Origin of the sequence: Streptomyces sp. P6-2-1, from assembly GCF_050613165.1 — a bacterium.
In the GTDB taxonomy this organism is placed as follows: domain Bacteria; phylum Actinomycetota; class Actinomycetes; order Streptomycetales; family Streptomycetaceae; genus Streptomyces.
Window position 1 is genome coordinate 5,815,991 of sequence record NZ_CP192513.1, and the last position, 22,150, is coordinate 5,838,140.

1 protein-coding gene is annotated in these 22,150 nt (G+C 76.0%); it reads left to right on the forward strand.

Features of this window, described 5'->3' with window-relative positions:
- The first annotated feature begins 43 nt into the window (after positions 1 to 43).
- A complete protein-coding gene (locus tag ACQYWQ_RS24730) occupies positions 44 to 22,150 on the forward strand; it encodes a non-ribosomal peptide synthase/polyketide synthase (protein WP_431037569.1) in 22,107 nt (7,368 codons plus the stop codon).

Consider the following 22,150-nt stretch of genomic DNA (forward strand, 5'->3'; position numbering starts at 1 on the left):
TCCGCCGGGGCCGCTCCGTACCGATCAGGAGGCGCGCACAGCTGTGTCGGGCAACACGCGTAAGCCGGAATCCCCTGCCACCGCTTCCACGACGGCCGAGGGCCACTGGACCACGCGCTTCGCCGCCGAGGTCCCTGGCACTCCGCTGCCCCAGGACTTCCCGCACCCGCGCGAGAGCGGCCCCCGTGCCACCCGCGCCCTGGCGGCGGGGGCGGAGGCGCGCGGCACGGACGACCTCACCCGCCTCGCCGCCTTCGTCGCCCTGCTCCACCGCTACGGCGGCGGCGCCGAGGACATCACCGTCGCGTACGCGGGGCTCCCGCTGCGCCTCAGCCTCCACGGCGCCCCGACCTTCGCCGAGTTGCGCGCCCGCGTCGCCGAGGAGCGGGAGCGTGCGGAGGCCCACCGCCTGCCCACCGGCGAACTCCTCGCCCTGCTCGGCCCCGACGAGGGCCGGGGCGGCACCCTCCTGTGCGCCACAGGGTTCGGGCCCCGCGCCTGGGACGAGGGCGGCCCGCTCGACCTCGCCCTCACCGTGACGGACGAGGAGATACGCGCCACGTACGCCGAGGCGCTCTTCACGCCCGCCACCGTCGACCGCGTACTCGGCCACTACGCCACCCTCCTCGCCGACGCGGCCGCCAGGCCCGGCACCCCGCTCGCCGCGCTCGCGCTCCTCGACGACGCCGAGCGCCACCGCGTACTCGTCGAGTGGAACGACACGGACCACGACGTGCCCGCGCTCACCTGGCCACGCATGTTCGCCGAGCAGGTCGCCGCGCGTCCCGACGAGATCGCCCTCGTCCACGAGGACGAGCGGCTCACCTACGCGGAACTCGACGCCCGCGCCGCCCGCCTCGCCCACGCCCTCGTGGCCAGGGGCGCGGGCCCCGAACGCGTCGTCGCGCTCGCGGTGCCGCGCTCGGCTGACATGATCGTCGCCGAGGTCGCCGTCCTGAAGGCGGGCGCCGCCTACCTCCCGGTCGACACGGATTACCCGGCGGACCGCATCGCGTACATGCTCGACGACGCCCGGCCCGTGTGCCTCGTCACGACCGCCGAGACGCTCCAGGACCTGCCCCCCGGCACCCCGGGCACCCTCGTGCTCGACGCCCCCGAGACCGTCGCCGAACTCGCCGGGCACCCCGCGCACGACCCCGCGCAGGCCGCGCGCCTCACCGTCGCCCACGCCGCCTACGTCATCTACACCTCCGGCTCGACGGGACGCCCCAAGGGCGTCGTCCTGTCGCACGGCGGCGTCGCGAAGCTCGTCGCGACGCAGCGCGAGCGCTTCGGGATCGGCCCGCACAGCCGCGTGCTCCAGTTCGCCTCGCCCAGCTTCGACGTGGCCTTCTGGGACCTGTGCCTCGGCCTGCTCTCCGGCGGTCGCCTCGTCGTCGTGCCCGCCGACCGCCGCGTGCCCGGCGCACCGCTCGCCGACTACGCGCACGCGCACGGCATCACCTTCATGATCCTGCCGCCCGCGCTCCTCGCCGCGCTGCCCGAGGACGTCGAACTGCCGCCCACGGCCACGCTGTTGGCAGGCACCGAACGCGTCTCGCCCGAACTCGTCGGGCGCTACGCGCGCGGCCGGATGATGTTCAACGCGTACGGGCCCACCGAGGCGACGACCAACTCGACCCTCGGTCTGTGCGACCCGGACACGCCCGCGGGGACCCTCGTGCCCATCGGCGTCCCCGACCCCGGCACGCGCGCCTACGTCCTGGATGCCGCGCTGCGCCCCGTACCCGCCGGAGTCGTGGGCGAGTTGTACCTCGGCGGCGCGGGACTCGCGCGCGGCTACCTCGGCCGCCCCGCGCTCACCGCCGAACGCTTCGTCGCCGACCCCTTCGGCGCGCCCGGCGAACGGCTGTATCGCACGGGCGACCTCGTGCGCTGGAAGGCGGACGGGCGCCTGGAATTCCACGGCCGCGCCGACAGCCAGACGAAGATCAGGGGCTTCCGCATCGAGCCCAGCGAGATCGAGTCCGTGCTGCGCGCCCACCCCGCCGTCGGGCAGGCCGCCGTCGTCGTCCGCGAGGACCGCCCGGGCGAGCGCCGCCTCGCCGCGTACGTCGTCCCCTCGCTCACCGCGCAGGCGCACGAGGCCGTCGCCGAGTGGAAGGACGTCCACGAACTCCTCTACTCCGCCGCGGGATCGGACGGATTCGAGGAGAACTTCGCGGGCTGGAACAGCATGTACGACGGCAAGCCGCTGCCGCTCGCCGACCTGCGCGAGTGGCGCGAGGCGACCGTCGCCCGCATCCAGGAGCTGCGCCCCCTGCGGGTGCTGGAGATCGGCGTCGGCAGCGGGCTGCTCCTGTCCCGCATCGCCCCCGACTGCGCCGAGTACTGGGGCACGGACCTCTCCGAGGAGGCCGTACGGGCCCTGCGCGCCCAGGTGGACGCCGTGCCCGGCCTCGCGGACCGGGTCACGCTGCGCGCCCGCCCCGCGCACGACCTGTCCGGGCTGCCCGAAGCGCACTTCGACACGATCGTCATCAACTCCGTCGCCCAGTACTTCCCCGACGCCGACTACCTGACAGGCGTGCTCCGTTCGGCCGCCGCGCTCCTGGCCCCCGGCGGCGCGCTCTTCGTCGGCGACGTGCGCAACCTGCGCCTGCACCGCACCCTCGCCGCCGCCGTCGCCGCGGGCCGCACGCCCGCGGACGACAAGGAGGCGCTGCGCGCCGCCGTCGACCGCGCCGTGGCCTGGGAGGGCGAACTCCTCCTCGACCCCGACTACTTCGCCACGCTCGACGGCTTCACCGCCGACATCCGCCTCAAGCGCGGCACCCACCACAACGAGCTGACGCGCTACCGGTACGACGTCGTGCTGCGCCCGGGGACCGCCGCGGCCGCCCCGGGCCCCGAGACGCTGCCCTGGTCCGCGTTCGGCACCCCCGAGGCGCTGGGCGCCGCGCTCGCCGCCCGTACCGCGCCCCTGCGCGTCACCGGCATCCCCAACGCGCGCCTCGCCCCCGACCTCGCCGCGCTCGGCCGCCTGGACGACAGCAGCCGCACGGGCGGGCCCGGCGTCGACCCCGAGACCCTGCACGAGACCGCCGCCCGCCACGGCCACCGTGCCGCGCTCACGTGGGCCGCCGACGCGGAGGACGGCAGCGTGGACGCGGTGTTCACGCGGGGGAGCGCGGGAGAAGCCCTCACGGGAGAATCCCTCACGGGAGAATCCCTCACGGGAGGGGCCCTCGCGGAAGACGCCCTGCCGGACGGCGAGTTCACGGCAGCCCCGCTCTACGTCCCCGGCCGCCCCCACCCGCACGCCAACCGCCCCGCGCCCTTCCGCAACGTCACCGCGCTCATGACCGCGCTGCGCGCCCACGCCGCCGACGCCCTGCCCGACTACATGGTGCCCGCCGCCTTCGTCCCGCTCGACCGGCTCCCCGTCACACCGAGCGGCAAGCTCGACGCGGCCGCGCTGCCCGTTCCCGACTACGGACTCCTCAGCACGGGCCGCCCCCCGCGCACCGCGCGCGAACGCCTCCTGTGCCGCCTGTACGCCGAGACGCTCGGCGTCGCGTCCGTCACCGCCGACGACGACTTCTTCGCGCTCGGCGGGGACAGCATCATCGCGATCCAGCTCCTCGTCCGCGCCCGCGCCGCCGGGCTCGCGCTGACCCCGCGCGACGTCTTCAGGCACCGTACGGTCGCCCAGCTCGCCACCGCGGCGCGCACCGCCACCGACACCGCGCAGGACAGCCAGGAGCTGCCCTGGGACCCGCCCACCGCCGCCGAACTCGCCGCGATCCGTGGCACCTTGGAGATCGCCGAGGTCCTGCCGCTCGGCCCGCTCCAGGAGGGCTTCTACTTCCACTCCGTGCTCGACGGCGCCGAGCACGACGCCTACGTCGTCCAGCAGGTCATCGACCTCGCGGGCCCCGTCGACGCGCGCCTGCTGCGCCGCGCCGCGCAACGCCTGCTCGACCGGCACGCGCCGCTGCGCGCCTGCTTCCGGCCGCTCCCCGACGGGCGCCCCGCACAGGTCGTCGCGACCGGCATCGACATCCCGTGGAGCGAGACCGACCTCACCGGACAGGACCCGGCACGCGCCGCGTCCGTCGCCGCCGCCGAACGCGCCCACCGCTTCGACCTCGCCCACCCGCCCCTCCTGCGCTGCGCCTTCGTCCGGCTCGACGACACGCACAGCCACCTCGTCCTCACCTTCCACCACATCGTCGCCGACGGCTGGTCGCTCCCCGTCCTGCACCGCGAACTCCTCGCGCTGTACGGGGAAGACGCGGCACCGCTGCCCGAAGTCGCCCCGTACCGCGCCCACCTGGCCCACCTCGCGCGCGCCGACCGCACGGCCGCGCGCGCGGCGTGGCGCACGGCGCTCGCCGGGGTCGAGGAGGCCACGCGCCTCGTCGCGGCGCCGCCCGCCGGGCCCATCGAACCCGCCCAGGTCCGGATCGAACTGCCCGAGGCCACCACCGCGCGCCTCGCCGCCCGCGCCCGCGCGCACGGCGTCACGCTCGGCACCGTCGTCCAGGCCGCGTGGGGACTGCTCCTGTCCGGGCTCACCGGTCGGCAGGACATCGTCTTCGGCACGACCGTCTCCGGGCGCGACGCCGCCGTGGACGGCGTCGAGGCGATGGTCGGGCTCTTCATCAACACCCTGCCCGCGCGCCTCGCCTGGGACCCCGCCGAGCCGCTCGGCACCCTCCTGGAACGTCTCCAGCGCGAGCAGAGCGCCCTCCTGGACCACCAGCACATCGGGCTCGCCGAGATCCAGCGCCTCGCCGGGCACGCGGGTGAGGGCGAACTCTTCGACACCCTCGTGGTGTTCGAGAACTACCCGGCCGACGACGACCTCAGCGACCCCACGGGAACGGTCCGCCTCACCGGGCACACCTTCCACGACGCCGTGCACTACCCGCTCGCGCTCATCGTGAAGCCGGGCCGCCGCCTCGACCTGCGCCTCAAGCACCACGCCGAACGCGTCGACGCGGCGGCGGTGCGCCTGATCGCCGAGCGCCTCACACGCGTGCTCGACGCGCTCGCCGGCGACACCGCGCGCCCCGCCGCCGCGCTCGACCTGCTCGGCCCCGAGGAGCACGCGCGCGTCGTCGCGCACGGCACGGGCGCGTCCCGCGAGGTCGAGCCCCGCACGCTCCCCGCAGCCGTCGCCGCGCAGACCGCCCGTACCCCGGACGCGACCGCCGTCGTGGCCGGGGACACGCGCCTCACGTACGCCGAACTCGACGCCCGCGCCGAGGCGCTGGCCCGCAGGCTGCGCGCCCGCGGCGCCCGGCCCGAGGAGTTCGTCGCCGTCGCCGTGCCACGCTCAGCGGGACTCATGGTCGCGCTGCTCGGCGTCCTCAAGTCCGGTGCCGCGTACGTGCCGATCGACCTCGACCACCCCGCCGAGCGCCTCGCGCACGTCCTCGCCGACGCGGGCGCCCGCACCGTCGTCACGACCGTCGCGGACGCCGGACGCCTGCCCGCGCACCACGGACTGGGCACGGTGCTCGTGGATGGCGAGGGACACGCGGCCGACGCGCCGGACGACGCGGAGCCCCCGTACGGCCAGGGCGCCCCGCGCGCCGACCACGCCCCGGCGGTCCCGTACGAGGCGCCCGGCCCCGACCACCCCGCCTACCTCATCCACACCTCGGGCTCCACCGGCCGTCCCAAGGGCGTCGTCGTCACGCACCGCGCCCTCGCCAACCGGCTCGCCTGGATGCAGGGCGCCTTCGGGCTCACCGCGGCCGACCGGGTGCTCCAGAAGACACCGGCGAGCTTCGACGTGAGCGTGTGGGAGTTCTTCTGGGCCCTGCGCGAAGGCGCCGCCGTCGTCCTCGCCGCGCCCGACGGCCACCGCGACCCCGCCTACCTCGCCCGCACCGTGCGCGCCGAGCGCATCACCGCGATGCACTTCGTCCCCTCCATGCTGGAGGCGTTCCTCGCCTCCGATGAGGTGACGGCCGACCCGTCCTGGGCGGCCTCGCTCCGGCTCGTGTTCAGCAGCGGCGAGGCCCTGTCCGGGCAGGCCGCCGCGCGCTGGACGGCGCTCACCGGTGTGCGCCCGCACAACCTCTACGGGCCCACCGAGACCACCGTCGACGTCACGCACCACGCCTTCGACGGGGCGCCCGACACGACCGTGCCCATCGGCCGCCCCGTCTGGAACACCGGGCTGCGCGTCCTCGACCCCTGCCTGCGCCCGGTCCCCGACGGGGTGCCGGGAGAGCTGTACCTCGCCGGGGTCCAGCTCGCGCGGGGCTACCACGGGCGGCCCGCGCTCACGGCCGAACGCTTCGTCGCCGACCCGTACGGCGCCCCCGGCACCCGTATGTACCGCACAGGGGACCTCGTGCGCCGCCGCCCCGACGGCACGCTCGACTACCTCGGCCGCACCGACAGGCAGGTCAAGCTGCGCGGTAACCGCATCGAGCCCGGCGAGATCGAGGCGGCGCTCACGCGGCTCCCCGAGGTCGCGCGCGGCGCCGTGCTCGTACGGGAACAGCGCCTCGTCGCGTACGCGGTCCCCGCCACGGGCACCACGGACGTCGACCCCGCCGCGCTGCGCGCCGCGCTCGCCCGCGCGCTGCCCGCCGCTCTCGTACCCGAGGACTACGTCGTCCTCGCCGACCTGCCCCTCACGCCCAGCGGCAAGCTCGACCAGAACGCGCTGCCCGCGCCCGAGGCCGCGCGCGCCGTGCGCCGGGCACCCGCGAACGAGCGGGAGGAGACGCTCGTCGCCGTCTTCGCCTCCGTCCTCGGCGTCGACGACCTCGGCCCCGACGACGACTTCTTCCGGCTCGGCGGGGACAGCATCAGCTCCATCGGGGTCGCGAGCCGCGCCCGCGCCGCGGGACTCGACGTCAGCCCGCGCGACATCTTCACGCACCGCACCCCCGCGGCCGTCGCCGCGCACTGCGCCGCCGCGCGCACCACCCCCGAGACCGCCGCGCCGCCCGCCGCGCTCGACCTCCCCGATGCCGCGCTCGCCCGCGTCCGCGCGCTCGCCGCGCCCGCGGCCGTCACCGACGTGTGGCCCCTGGCCCCCCTCCAGGAGGGCCTGTTCTTCCACTCCGCGTACGACGAGGGCGCTCTCGACGTCTACACCGTCCACGAGACCTTCGACTTCGCCCAGCGCATCGACGCCGGCCGGCTCGGCGCCGCCGTGCGCATCCTCCTGGACCGCAACCCCGGCCTGCGGGCGGGCTTCACGAGCGAAGGGCTAGACGCCCCCGCGCAGTTCATCGTCGACACCCCGGAGATCCCGCTCGAAGAGGTGGACCTCTCCGGGCTGCCCGCCGACGCACAGGACGCACAGGTCAGGGAGCTGACCGACGCCGAGCGCGCGCGCCGCTTCGACCTGTCCGCGCCCCCGCTCTTCCGGCTGCTCCTGCTGCGCCTCGGCGAGGGACGCGGCGACCGGCTCGTCATCGGGCGCCACCTCATCCTGTGGGACGGCTGGTCCGCCTGGCTCTTCCTCGACGAGCTGTTCGCGCTCTACGAGAACGGGGGCGACGCGGCGGCGCTGCCCGCGCCCGGCAGCTACCAGGACTACCTGACCTGGCTCGCCCGCCAGGACGACACCGCGGCCACCGCCGCCTGGCGCGCCGCCCTCGCCGGGCTCGACGAGCCGACCCTGCTCGCCCCCGGCGCTTCCGACAGCCTCGAACCCGTCATCCCCGAACAGCTCGACATCCGGCTCCCCGCCGCGCTCGGCGCCCGCCTGCGCGAGAGCGGCCGCGTCCACGGACTGACCCTCAACACCTTCCTCAACGCCGCCTGGGGCCTGACTCTCGCCACCGCGACGGGCCGCACCGACGTCGTCTTCGGCACGACCGTCGCGGGGCGCCCCAGCGAGGTCCCCGACGTCGGCGGCATCATCGGCCTCTTCCTCAACACCGTCCCCACGCGCGTCGCACTCGACCCCGCCGAGCCCGTGCTCGGCCTCCTGCGCCGCGTCCAGGACGAACGCCTCGGCCTCATGCCGTACGAACACCTCAGCCTCGGCGTGCTCCAGGCCGAGACCGGGCACCGCAAGCTCTTCGACACCCTCTTCGTCCTGCGCGACAACGACACCGAGGACCGCCTCGAAGCCCTCCGCACCCGGTACGGCGCGACCGCCGTCGCCAACGTCGACGCCACCCACTACCCGGCCAACCTCGTCGTCACCCCCGGCGAGCGCATCACCGTCTCGCTGAGCCACCGCCCCGACCTGATCCCCGCCGAGCGGGCCCGCGCGCTCCTCGACCGCTTCACCCTCCTCGTCGACCGCCTGAGCGCCGACCTCAGCGTCCCCGTCGGCTCCCTCGACGCGCTCCTGCCCGCCGAGCACGCCGCGCTGCGCGCCGAGCGGGCGGCGAGCGAGGTCGAGCAGCCCGGGCGGACCATCGCGGACCTCCTCGCCGAGCAGGCGGCACGCACCCCGGACGCCACCGCGCTCGTCTTCGGGGAGCGCACGCTCACGTACGCCGCGCTCGACGCGGCCGTCAACCGCGTCGCGCGCCTCCTGATCGCGCGCGACGCCGGTCCCGAGCGCGTCGTCGCGCTCGCGCTGCCCCGCTCGCTCGACATGGTCGTCGCGCTCTTCGCCGTCCTGCGCACGGGCGCCGCGTACCTCCCCCTGGAGCTGGACCACCCTGCCGACCGGCTCGCCGACATGCTCGCCGACGCCCGCCCGCTGCTCCTGCTCAGCCGTACGGAGGTCTCCGCGACGCTCGCGGGGGACGTCCCCCGCGTCCTGCTCGACGATCCGGCCGTGGAAGCCGAACTCGCCGCGCTGCCCGACACACCCGTGCACCGCCGCTTCAGCCTCGAACACCCCGCGTACGTCATCTACACCTCCGGGTCCACCGGGCGCCCCAAGGGCGTCGTCACCCCGTACCGGGGGCTGACGAACATGTGGATCAACCACCGGAGGGAGATCTTCGGGCCCGCCGTCGCCGCCGCGGGCGGCCGGGGCCTGCGCATCGCGCACACCGTCTCCTTCGCCTTCGACATGTCCTGGGAGGAGCTGCTCTGGCTCGTCGAGGGCCACGAGGTCCACGTGTGCGACGAGGACCTGCGCCGCGACGCCGAAGCGCTCGTCGCCTACTGCGAGGAACACCGCGTCGACGTCGTCAACGTGACGCCCACCTACGCGCGGCTCCTCATCGAGCAGGGCCTGCTCGAAGGCCACGTACCGCCCCTCGTGCTGCTCGGCGGCGAGGCCGTGCCCGAGACCGTGTGGGCGGCGCTGCGCGACACCCGGGGCACCTACGGGTACAACCTGTACGGGCCCACCGAGTACACGATCAACACCCTCGGCGGCGGCACCCCCGACAGCGCCACGCCCACCGTCGGGCGCCCCATCAGGGGCACCCGCGCCCACCTCCTCGACTCCTGGCTGCGCCCCGTGCCCGACGGCGTGCCAGGGGAGCTGTACATCGCCGGGATCGGCCTCGCGCGCGGCTACCTGGACCGCCCGGGCCTGACCGCCGAACGCTTCGTCGCCGACCCCTTCGGGGCGCCGGGCTCCCGCATGTACCGCACGGGCGACCTGCTGCGCCGCCGCCCGGACGGCAACCTCGACTACCTGGGCCGCACCGACGACCAGGTCAAGATCCGCGGCTACCGCGTCGAGCCCGGCGAGATCGAGACGGCGCTCAGCCGCCACCCGCTCGTCGCGCAGGCCGCCGTCGTCGTCCGCGACGACCGCCTCGTCGGCTACGTCGTCCCCTCGGGCGCCGAGCCCGCCGAGCGCACCGCGGCGCAGGAGGCGCAGGTCGGCGAGTGGCGGGAGATCTACACCGACGAGTACGAGAAGATCGGCACCGCCGTCTCCACCGAGCGCTACGACGGCTGGGACAGCTCCTACGACGGCGAGCCCATCCCCTTCGCCGAGATGAGCGAATGGCGCGCCGCCACGCTCGACCGCGTCCGCGCGCTCAAGCCGCGCCGCGTCCTGGAGATCGGCGTGGGCTCGGGACTGCTCCTGTCGGGGCTCGCCAAGGACGCCGAGGCGTACTGGGCGACCGACATCGCGGCGCCCGTCATCCGCAAGATCGAGGCCGAACTGCGGGAGACCGACCCCGAGCTGGCCTCGCGCGTCGAGCTGCGCTGCCGTCCCGCCGACGACCTGAGCGGCCTGCCCACCGGCTGGTTCGACACGATCGTCATCAACTCGGTCATCCAGTACTTCCCCGGTGTCGACTACCTGACCGGCGTCATCGAGGGCGCGATGGGCCTCCTCGCCCCAGGGGGCGCCCTCTTCATCGGCGACGTGCGCAACCTCCGCCTCGCCCGCACCTTCCACACCGAGGTCCAGCGGGCGCGCGGCACCGCCGACGCCGACCTGGAGCGCGCGGTGGCGCGCGGGCTGCGCCTGGAGAAGGAACTCCTCGTCGACCCCGACTACTTCACGAGCCTCGGCTACGGGGCCGACGTGCGCACCAAGCGCGGTCACCACGACAACGAGCTGACCAGGCACCGCTACGACGTCGTGCTGCACAAGGACGCCCCCGACACGGACCTCCACGCGGTCCCGGCCGTCGCGTGGACGACGCAGGAGGAAGCGGCCCGTCTCCTCGGTGCCACGGGCGCGAACGGGACGGCAGGGGTGGGCGGCCCGGCCGACGGGCCCGTGCGCCTCACCGGCATCCCGGACGGCCGCACCCGCCCGGACGGGGTCGCGCCCGAGTCCCTGCACCGTCTCGGCGCCGCCGCGGGACGCCACGTGCTGACCACGTGGTCCTCGCTCGACGGCGCGTACGAGGCCGTCTTCCTCGCCCCCGGCGCCCCCGCACCCCGGCTCGCCGGTGGCCTGTTCCGCCCGCGCGGCTCCGGCGCGCCCTACACCAACGACCCCACGGCCGCGCGCGAGACCGCCGCGCTCGTGCGCCGCCTGCGCGAGGACCTGGGCCGCACCCTGCCCTCGTACATGGTCCCCGCCGCCTTCGTCACCGTCGACGCGCTCCCCATGAACGCCAACGGCAAGCTCGACGTGCGCGCGCTGCCCGAAGCGGAGCCCGCCGTCGCGCTCGGCGGCGGGCGCGGGCCCCGCACCCCGCGCGAAGAGGTGCTGTGCCGCCTCTTCGCCGACGTGCTCGGCCTGGAGGAGGCGGGCGCTGAGGACAACTTCTTCGACCTCGGCGGCCACTCCCTGCTCGCCACCCGCCTCATCAGCCGCGCCCGCGCCGAACTCGGTGCCGAACTCGCCATCCGCGACCTCTTCGAGGCCCCCACGCCCGCGCTCCTCGCCGTCCGCGCGCACACGGACAAGCCCGCCCGCCCCGCGCTCACCGCCCGCGCGGACCGGCCCGCGCGCGTCCCCCTGTCGGCCGCGCAGCGCCGCCTGTGGCTCGTCCAGGAACTCGAAGGCGCGAGCCCCGCCTACAACTTCCCGCTCGTCCTGCGGCTGCGCGGCGCCCTCGACACGGAGGCCCTGCGCCTGGCGCTCCACGACGTCACGGCCCGCCACGAGTCCCTGCGCACCCTCGTCGGCGTGCACGAGGGGGAGCCGTACCAGCTCCTCGTGCCCGCCGACGAGGCCCAGCCGCCGCTCACGGTGAGCGCGCGCACCGAGGCCGAACTGCCCGCCCTCATCGAGGCCGCGCAGCGCCGCCCCTTCGACCTCACCACCGAACTCCCGCTCCGGGCAGAGGTGTTCACGCTCGGCCCCGATGACCACGTACTCGCGCTCGTCCTGCACCACATCACGACCGACGAGTGGTCCGACCGGCCGTTCCTCGCCGACCTCGACACCGCCTACGCCGCCCGCGCGCGCGGCGCGGCGCCCGCCTGGGCGCCACTCCCCGTCCAGTACGCCGACTACACGCTGTGGCAGGCACAGCTCATGGAACAGCTCGGTGCACGGCAACTCGCCTACTGGACGCGGGCACTTGACGGCATTCCCGAGGAGCTGGCCCTGCCCCTGGACAGGCCGCGCCCCGCCGCGCCCACCGGGCACGGGGCGGTCGTGCGGCGCGAGGTGCCCGCGGCGACCGGGCAGGCGCTGCGCGAGCTGTCGGCGGCGAGCGGCACGAGCATGTTCATGCTCCTCCAGGCCGCCACAGCGGCGCTCCTGCACCGGCTCGGCGCGGGCGAGGACATCCCGCTCGGCGCTCCCATCGCCGGGCGCACCGACAGCGGGCTCGACGACCTCGTGGGCTTCTTCGTCAACACCCTCGTCCTGCGCACCGATCTCTCGGGCACCCCCACCTTCACCGAACTCCTCGCCCGCGTACGGGAGTCGTCCCTCGCCGCCTTCGAGCACCAGGACCTGCCCTTCGACCGGCTCGTGGAGGCCGTCAACCCGCCCCGCGTCACCGGTCGCAACCCGCTCTTCCAGGTCATGCTGGGCTACCACCACCGCCCCGACGGCGACGCGGCGACCCTCCTCGGGCTGCCCGCCGAGTGGTACGACATGGACACGGGCACCGCCAAGTTCGACCTCGACTTCACCTTCGTCGACGCCTCCGACGCGGACGGCGGCATCACGCTGCTCCTGGAGTACGCGACCGACCTCGCCGCACCGGAGACGGCCGCGCTCCTCGCCGAGCGCCTCGTCCTCCTCCTGGAGCGCGCCGTCCGCACGCCCGACGTGCCCCTGCGCGACCTGGACATCCTGACCCCCGAGGAGCACGCGAAGGCCACGGGGGCGGGCACGGGTGCCGGGACGGGCAGCTGGAACGACACCGCGTACCCCGTCGAGACCCGCTCCGTGCCCGAGATCCTCGCCGACGCCGCCCGCCGCACCCCCGGGGCCACCGCCCTGGTGACAGGCCCCGACGACGCCCCGCGCCGCACCACCTTCGCGGAGTTGCGGGACGCCGTGACCGCGCTCGCCGCCCGCCTGCGCCCGCACGTCACCACCCCCGGCGCCGTCGTCGCGCTCGCCCTGCCCCGCGCCGAGACGGTCCCCGGGCTCCTCGGCGTCCTCGCCGCGGGGGCCGCCTACCTCCCGCTCGACGTCGCGCACCCGGCCGAGCGCCTGGAATTCATGTGTGCCGACGCGGCACCCGTGTGCCTCGTGACGACGACGGAGTACGCGGCGGACCTGCCCGAACTCCCCGGCCTCCCCCGCCTGTTCCTGGACGCGCCCGGCGAGCCGGGAGCGCCGCGGGACGCCCTGCCCGCGCCGCACCCCGACCAGGCCGCGTACACCATCTACACCTCGGGCTCCACCGGGCGCCCCAAGGGCGTCATCGGCACCCACCGGGGCCTGTCCAACCTCTACGCCGCCCACCTGCGCGACCTCATCGCGCCCGCCGTGCGGACCACGGGCCGCACGTCCCTGCGCGCCCTGCACGCCGCCTCGTTCAGCTTCGACGGCTCGTGGGAGCCCCTGCTCTGGCTCCTCGCCGGGCACGAACTCCACGTCGTGGACGAGACGACGATGCGCGACCCGCAGGCGCTGCTCGCCCGCATGACCGCCGCGCGCGTCGACTTCGCCGACCTCACCCCCACGTACCTGCGCGAACTCCTGCACCACGGCTTCCTCACCGAGGCCGCGCACATCCCCGCCGTCCTCGCGGTGGGCGGCGAGGCGACCCCGGCGGCGCTGTGGCAGCGCCTCACCGCACTCCCGCACACCACCGTGCACGACCTGTACGGCCCCACCGAGTGCGCCGTCGACGCCTACGGCTGGCACCACACCCCCGACGGCGCACCGGACCGGGCGGCCCCGCTCGACAACACCCGCGCCCACGTCCTGGACGCCGCCCTGCGCCCGGTACCCGTCGGCGTCCCCGGCGAGCTGTACCTCGCGGGAGAGGGCCTGGCACGCGGCTACCTCGGCCGCCCCGCGCTCACGGCGGAGCGCTTCGTCGCCGACCCGTACGCGCCCGTCCCTGGGACCCGCATGTACCGCACGGGCGACCTCGTGCGCCGTCGCCCCGACGGCACGCTCGTCTTCCTCGGGCGCGCCGACGACCAGGTCAAGATCCGCGGGTTCCGCGTCGAACTGGGCGAGATCGAAGCCGTACTGACCCGGCACCCCGCCGTCTCCGCCGCCGCCGTCCTCGTCCGCGACGACCGGCTGCTCGCCTACGTGGTCGCCGCGCCCGGCACCACGGCCGACCCCGCCGCACTGCGCGCCCACGCCGCCGCCGCGCTCCCCGACCACATGGTCCCCGGCGCCTTCGTCGCCCTGGCAGCCCTGCCCCGTACCGTCAACGGCAAGCTCGACACGGCGGCCCTGCCCGCCCCGCCGTCCTCCGCCCCGCGCGGTGGCAGGCTGCCCCGCACGCCGCGCGAGGAACTGCTGTGCACCCTCTTCGCCGCCGTGCTCGACCATGAACACGTGGGCCCCGACGAGGACTTCTTCACGCTCGGCGGCCACTCCCTGACCGCGATGCGCCTCGTCGCGCGCGTCCGTGCCGCCCTGGGTGCCGAGCTGTCCCTGCGGACCGTCTTCGACGCGCCGACCCCCGCGCGCCTCGCCGCCGTGCTCGACGAGGCGGCGTCCCCCGCGCGCCCCGCGCTCGGCACCCCGCGCCCCCTGCCCGCGCGCCTCCCGCTCTCCCCGGCCCAGCGGCGCCTGTGGCTGCTCCAGCAGGTCGAGGAGAGCGGCACCGCGTACCACATCCCCACCGCCTGGCGCCTGAGGGGCGACCTGGACGTCGCCGCCCTGGAGGCCGCCCTCCACGACGTCGTCGCCCGGCACACCCCGCTGCGCACGGTCTTCCCCGCCGTCGAAGGCGTCCCGTACCAGCGGGTCCTGCCCCCCGAGGAGGCCGCGGTCCCGCTCACGACGGTGCGGTACGAGGACCTCGCGGCCGAGACCGCCAGGCCCTTCGACCTGGCCCGTGACCTGCCCGTGCGCGCCGCGCTCGCACGGACGGGGCCGGAGGAGCACGTCCTCCTCCTCGTCCTCCACCACATCGCCACCGACGAGTGGTCGGACCGCCCCCTGCGCGCCGACCTCGCCGCCGCCTACGCCGCCCGCACCGAGGGCCGCGCCCCCGACCGGGCGCCCCTCGCGGCGCGGTACGCCGACTACACCCTGTGGCAGCAGGACCTCCTCGCCGAGACAGGGCCCGCGCTCCTCGCCCACTGGACCCGCGCGCTCGCCGGGCTCCCCGAGGAGCTGAACCTCCCCACCGACAGGCCACGGCCCGCCGAGCCGAGCGGGCGCGGCGGCACCGTCGGCTTCACCGTGTCGCCCGAACTGGAGCGCTCCTTGCGCGCGTTGGCCCGCGAGCACGGCGTCAGCATGTTCATGGTCGCGCAGGCCGCCGTCGCCGCACTCCTGCACCGGCTCGGAGCGGGCGACGACATCCCGCTCGGGGCGCCCGTCTCGGGGCGTACGGACGAAGCGCTCGAAGACCTCGTCGGCTTCTTCGTCAACTCCCTCGTCCTGCGCACGGACCTGTCCGGCGGGCCCAGCTTCGCCGAACTCCTCGCCCGCGTCCGCGAGACCGACCTCGCCGCCTACGCCCACCAGGACCTCCCCTTCGAGCGCCTCGTGGAAGCCCTCAACCCCACCCGCTCGCTCGCCAGGCACCCGCTCTTCCAGGTGATGGTCGTGCACCTCGCGGGCGAGGGCGCCGAGGCCCCGCTCCTGCCGGGGCTCGCCTCACGGCGCGAGAGCCTCGGCCAGGACACCGCGAAGTTCGACCTCAGCTTCGACTTCGTCGAGCAGGGCGAGGGCGGCGGCATCCAGGGCTGGATCGAGTACAGCGCCGACCTCTTCGAGGCGCGCACCGCCGAACTGCTCGGCGAACGCCTCGTCGCGCTCCTCGAGCAGGCCGCGGCGGCCCCCGGCCTGCCCCTCGCGGCGCTCGACATCCTCCGCGAGGACGAGCGCGCCCGCGTCCTCACCACGTGGAATGACACCGCGGCGCCCGGGCAGGACGTCACGCTCCCCGAGGCGTTCCTGGCCCAGGCGGCCCGTACCCCCGAGGCGACCGCGCTCGTCTTCGAGGACACCGCGCTCACCTACGCGGAACTCGACGCCCGCGTCGACGCCCTCGCCCGTACCCTCGCCGCGCGGGGCGCGGGCGCCGAGACGACCGTCGCCGTCGCGCTCCCGCGCTCCCTCGCCCTCGTCGTGACCCTGCTCGCCGTGCACCGCGCGGGCGCCGCCTACCTGCCGCTCGACACCGACCACCCCGCCGAGCGCCTCGCCCACCTGCTCGACGACGCCCGCCCCGCGTGCCTCGTCACGACCGAGGGCCTCGCCCTCCCCGCCACCGCGGTCCCGCGCCTGACCGTCGGCCCCGACGGCGCTCCCACGCACCCCGCCGACGCGCCCCTGCCCACCGCGCCCGACCCCCGCCACGCCGCCTACGTCCTCTACACCTCCGGCTCCACGGGCCGCCCCAAGGGCGTCACCGTGCCCCACGCGGGCATCGCCAACCGGCTGCGCTGGATGCAGGACCACTACCCGATCGGCGCGGGGGACCGCGTGCTCCAGAAGACCCCCGCGGGCTTCGACGTCTCCGTGTGGGAGTTCTTCTGGCCCCTCGTCACCGGGGCGACGCTCGTCGTCGCCCGCCCGGGCGGGCACCAGGACCCCGCCTACCTCGCGGAGCTGATCGGGCGCGAGCGCGTCACGACCGCCCACTTCGTGCCCTCGATGCTCCGCGCCTTCCTCGCCGAGCCGACCGCGGCCGCCTGCGCGTCCCTGCGCCAGGTCATGTGCAGCGGCGAGGCGCTGCCCGCACCGCTCGCCGCCCGCTTCCACGAGGTCCTGCCGGGACGCCGCCTGCACAACCTGTACGGACCCACCGAGGCGTCCGTCGACGTCACCGCGCACGAGGTCGGCCCCGGGATCACCGCCACGGTGCCGATCGGCCGCCCGGTGCGCAACACCCGTACGTACGTGCTCGACGCGGGCCTGCGCCCGGTCCCGCCGGGCGTCGCAGGCGAGCTGTACCTCGCGGGCGTCCAGCTCGCGCGCGGCTACCTCGGCCGCGCCGCCCTGACCGCCGAGCGCTTCGTCGCCGACCCGTACGGCCCCGCGGGGACCCGGATGTACCGCACGGGCGACCTCGCGCGCTGGAACGCGGACGGCGAGCTGGAGTACCTGGGCCGCACCGACGAGCAGGTCAAACTGCGCGGCTTCCGCGTCGAGCCCGGCGAGATCGAGGCCGCCCTGAGCAGGGACGGGGGCGTCGCGCACGCCACCGTCGTCCTGCGCGAGGACCGCCTCGTCGCGTACGTGGTCCCCGCCCCCGGCGCCGCCGTCGACCCCGCGGCCCTGCGCGCCCACGCCGCCGCGACGCTCCCCGAGCACATGGTCCCCGCCGCCGTGCTCCTCCTGGACGCGCTCCCGCTCACACCGAACGGCAAGCTCGACCGCCGAGCCCTGCCCGCGCCCGACTTCGCGGCCGAGGCGGGGGACGCGGCCCCGCGCACCCCGCGCGAGGAGACCCTCGCCGCGCTCTTCGCCGACGTACTCGGCCTCCCGCGCGTCGGCGTCGACGACGACTTCTTCGCGCTCGGCGGGGACAGCATCGTCGCGATGCAGCTCGTCGCCCGCGCCCGCACCGCGGGACTCGCCCTCGCCCCGCGCGACGTCTTCCGCCACAAGTCCGTCGCCGGACTCGCCACCGTCGCCACGGCGGCAGGCCCCGCCGCCGGAGCGGGCGAGGACACGGACCTGCTCGCCCTCACCGAGGCCGAACGCGCCGAACTCGCCGGGCTCCCCGCGGGGACCCAGCTGCTGCCCGTGTCCCCGCTCCAGGCCGGGCTCCTCTTCCACGCCGCGCTCGACTCCGGCGACGAGGGCCCCGACGTCTACACCGTGCAGGTCTCGTACGACCTCGAAGGCCCCCTCGACGCCGGGCGCCTGCGCGCCGCCGCCCAGGACCTCCTCGACGCCCACGACAACCTCCGCAGCGGCTTCCGCCACCTCGCCACGGGCCGCCCCGTCGCCGTCGTCCCGCGCACGGCGACGCTGCCGTGGCGCACGGTGGACCTGACGGACGCGGGCACGGGCGGGACGGACACGGGCACGACCGCCTCCCGCGCGGCCGAGGAGACCTGGACCAGGCTCCTCGCCGAGGAGCGCCGCCGCTTCGACCCCGCACGCCCCCCGCTCCTGCGCCTCCTCCTCGCCCGCACGGGCCCGGAGCGCCACCGCCTCGTCCTGTCCCACCAGCACCTCCTGCTCGACGGCTGGTCCCTGCCCCTGCTCACCGCCGAACTGTGGGCCCGCTACGAGGGCCGCACCCCGCCCCCGCCCGCCCCCTACCGTGCCCACCTGCGCCACCTCGCCGCGCAGGACACGGCAGCGGCGGCCACCGCGTGGACCGAGGCGCTCGCCGGGCTCGCCGAGCCCACACGCCTCGCACAGGCCGACCCCGACCGGGCCGCCGCGGTCCCGCACACCCACACCCTGGAGCTGGACCGGACCCGTACCGCCGCCCTGGAAGCGTTCGCACGCTCGCGCGGCGTCACCCTCAACACCCTCGTGCAGGCCGCGTGGGGCGTCCTCCTCGGGCGGCTCACCGGGCGCACCGACGTCGTCTTCGGCGCCACCGTCGCCGGCCGCTCGCCCGAACTCCCCGGCGCCGACGCGATGATCGGGCTCTTCATCAACACCGTCCCCGTACGCGTCCGCCTGCGCCAGGACGAGAGCGTCACCGCCCTGCTCGCCCGGCTCCAGGACGAGCAGTCGGGCCTCCTGGCGCACCAGCACCTCGGCCTCGCCGACATCCAGCGCGCCGCCGGACTCGGCGAACTCTTCGACACACTCGTCGTCTTCGAGTCGTATCCCGTCGCCGACGCGCCAGGGACGGGGGAGGCCCCGCGCGTCACCGTGCGCGAACACGAGGACTCCACGCACTACCCCTTCGCCTGGGCGATCGAGCCGGGCGAACGCCTGCGCCTGACGGCCGAGTTCCGGCCCGACCTGTTCGAGGCGGCGACGGTGCGGCGTATCACGGACGCCCTCGCCGGTCTGCTGACCGGGATGGCGGAGGAGCCCGAACTCCCCGTCGGGCGGCTCGACCTGCTCGCCCCCGCCGAACGGCACCAGGTCCTCACGACCTGGAACGACACCGCGCTCCCCACGCCCGCGCGCCTGGACACGATCCCCGAACTCCTCGCGGCCCAGGTCGCCGAGAGCCCGGACGCCGTCGCCGTCACGGACGGCCGCACGACCCTCACCTTCGCCGAACTCGACCGGCGCACCGAGGAACTGGCCCGCGTCCTGGCCGCGCACGGCGCCGCGCCCGAGCGGACCGTCGCCCTCGCCCTGCCCCGCACCACCGGACACCTCGTCGCGATCCTCGCCGTCATGCGCGCGGGCGCCGCCTACCTGCCGCTCGACACCGAACTCCCCGCGGCCAGGCTCACCGCCCAGCTCACCGACGCCCGCCCCGTCCTCGTCCTGGCCACGAGGCGGACGGCGCTCCCGGAGACCGGGGTGCCCGTCCTCCTCGTCGACACCCCGCTCGGCGAGCTGCCCCAGGCCGACCCCACCCCGCCCGCGCCCGGGCACCCCGCCTACGTCATCTTCACCTCCGGCTCCACCGGGCGCCCCAAGGGCGTCGTCATCTCCCAGCGGAACATCACGAGCCTCTTCCACAGCCACCGGCACGACCTCCACGAGACCGCGCGCCGCCGCACGGGCCGCAGGCACCTGCGCGTCGCGCACGCCTGGTCGTTCGCCTTCGACGCCTCCTGGCAGCCGCAGTTGTGGCTCCTGGACGGCCACACCCTGCACATCGCCGACGAGGAGACGCGCCGCGACCCCGAACTCCTCGCCGCCTTCGTCCGCGCCCACGCGATCGACTTCATCGAGGTCACCCCCTCCCTCCTCGCGCGCATGGCCGACAGCGGCCTCGTCGGCCCGCGGGGCGACTGCCCGCTCGCACTCGTCGGCTTCGGCGGCGAGGCCGTGCCGCCCGCCCTGTGGCGCAGGCTCGCCGCGCTCCCCGCGACCGAGGCCGTCAACCTGTACGGGCCCACCGAGACCACCGTCGACGCGCTCGTGGGCCGCGTCGCCGACAGCCCGGACGAGCCCGTCGTGGGCCGCCCCGTGCACGGCTCCCGCGCCTACGTGCTCGACACCGCGCTGCGCCCCGTACCGCCCGGCGTCACGGGCGAGCTGTACCTCGCGGGGCCCGGGCTCGCGCGCGGCTACCTCGACCGCCCCGCGCTCACGGCCGAGCGCTTCGTCGCCGACCCGTACGGCCCGGCGGGGGAGCGCATGTACCGCACGGGCGACCTCGCCCGCTGGACGGAGGACGGACTCCTGCGCTTCGCCGGGCGCGCCGACGACCAGGTCAAGATCCGCGGCTACCGCGTCGAACTCGCCGAGATCGAAAGGGCGATCGACACGCACGAGAACGTCGCCCGCACCGTCGTCGTCACGCGCGAACCCCGCCCCGGGGTCCAGCAGCTCGTCGCCTACGCCGCCCCGCAGGGCCCCGCGCCCGAGCCCGCGGCCCTGCGCGCCCACGCCGCGGCGACGCTCCCCGAGTACATGGTCCCCGCCGCGGTCGTCGTACTCGACCGCCTCCCGCTGCTCCCCAACGGCAAGCTCGACCGCGCCGCGCTGCCCGCGCCCGACTTCACCGCGGCGGGCAGCGGCCGCGCCCCGGGCAACGCCACCGAGCGGACCCTGCGCGACCTCTTCGCCGACGCGCTCGGGGTCCCCGCCGACGCCCTCGGCACCGACGACGACTTCTTCTCCTTCGGCGGGGACAGCATCATCGCGATGCAGGTCGTCGCCCGCGCCCGCGCCGCGGGACTGCGCCTGACCCCGCGCCAGTTCCTCCAGCACCGCACCGTCGCCGCGCTCGCGCCACTGGCCCGCCCGCTCGCCCCGGGGGAGCGCGGCGCCACGCACGACGACGGCACGGGCACGGTGCCGCTCACGCCGATCATGCGCGCCCTCCTGGAACGCGGCGGCCCCCTCGCCGCCTACCACCAGGCCGCGCTCGTCCGCACCCCCGCCGCGCTCACCGAGGACGGCCTCCTGACCGTGCTCGGCGCCCTCGCGGCGCGCCACGACATGCTCCGCGCCCGCCTCGTCCGCTCCCCGGAACCCGCGCTCACCGTCCCCGCCGAGTGCGGCGTGCGCGCGTGGCTGCGCCGCGTGGACGTACGCGCCGAAGCGGACGACCCCGAGGCGCTGCGCACCACGATCGCCGCGCACGCCGACGAGGCCAGGGCCGGTCTCGACCCCGAGGCGGGGGCGATGGTGCGCGCGGTCTGGTACGACGCGGGGCCGGAGCGCGCCGGGCGGCTGCTCCTGCTCGTCCACCACCTCGCCGTCGACGGCGTCTCCTGGCGCGCGCTCCTGCCGGACCTGGCGGCCGCGTGGGAAGCGGTACGGGAGGGGCTGGCCCCCGCGCTCGCGCCCGTCGAGCTGTCCTTCGCCCGCTGGTCGCGGCTGCTCGGCGCGCGGGCCCTGGAGCCCGCGACGGCCGACGAACTGCCGTGGTGGACCGACGTGCTCGCCGAGGGTGCCGGCCTGCCGCTGCCCCGCCCGCTCGACCCGGCGCTCGACACGGTCGCGACGACCCGCTACGTCTCGCTGACCCTGCCCACGCACCTCACGGGGCCCCTCCTCGGCTCCGTCCCCGCCGCGTTCGGCGCGAGCGTCAATGACGTGCTGCTCACGGCCTTCGCCCTCGCGGTGGCCGACTGGCGCGCCCGCGTGCTCGGCGCACCCGGCGGTGCGGGCGGCCCCGTCCTGGTCGACCTGGAGGGGCACGGCAGGGACGAGGAACTCGCCGGGGACGCGGATCTCTCGCGCACCGTCGGCTGGTTCACCACGGTCATCCCCGTACGTCTCGACCCGGGCACCCCCGAGGAGGACGGCATCGACGCCGCCGTCGCCCGCGTCCGCGCGCACCTCACGGCCCTCCCCGCCGCCGGTACGGGCCACGGGCTCCTGCGCCACCTCAACGCGGAAACGGCCCCCGTGCTCGCCGCACTCGCCGAGCCGCAGATCGAGTTCAACTACATGGGCCGCTTCGGGCACCCCGAGGACGCCGACTGGTCCTACGCCCCCGAGGAGGACGCCGCCGACCTCGACGCCGACCCGGACATGCCGATGTCGCACGCCCTCACCCTGAACGCCCTCACCGAGGACCGCCCCGAGGGACCGCGCCTCGCCGCGCACTGGTCCTTCGCCGCCGGGCTCCTCACCGAGGACGCCGTACGGGACCTCGGCGCGACGTGGTTCCGCGCCCTGGAAACACTCGTGCGCCACGCGGAAACCCGCGACTAG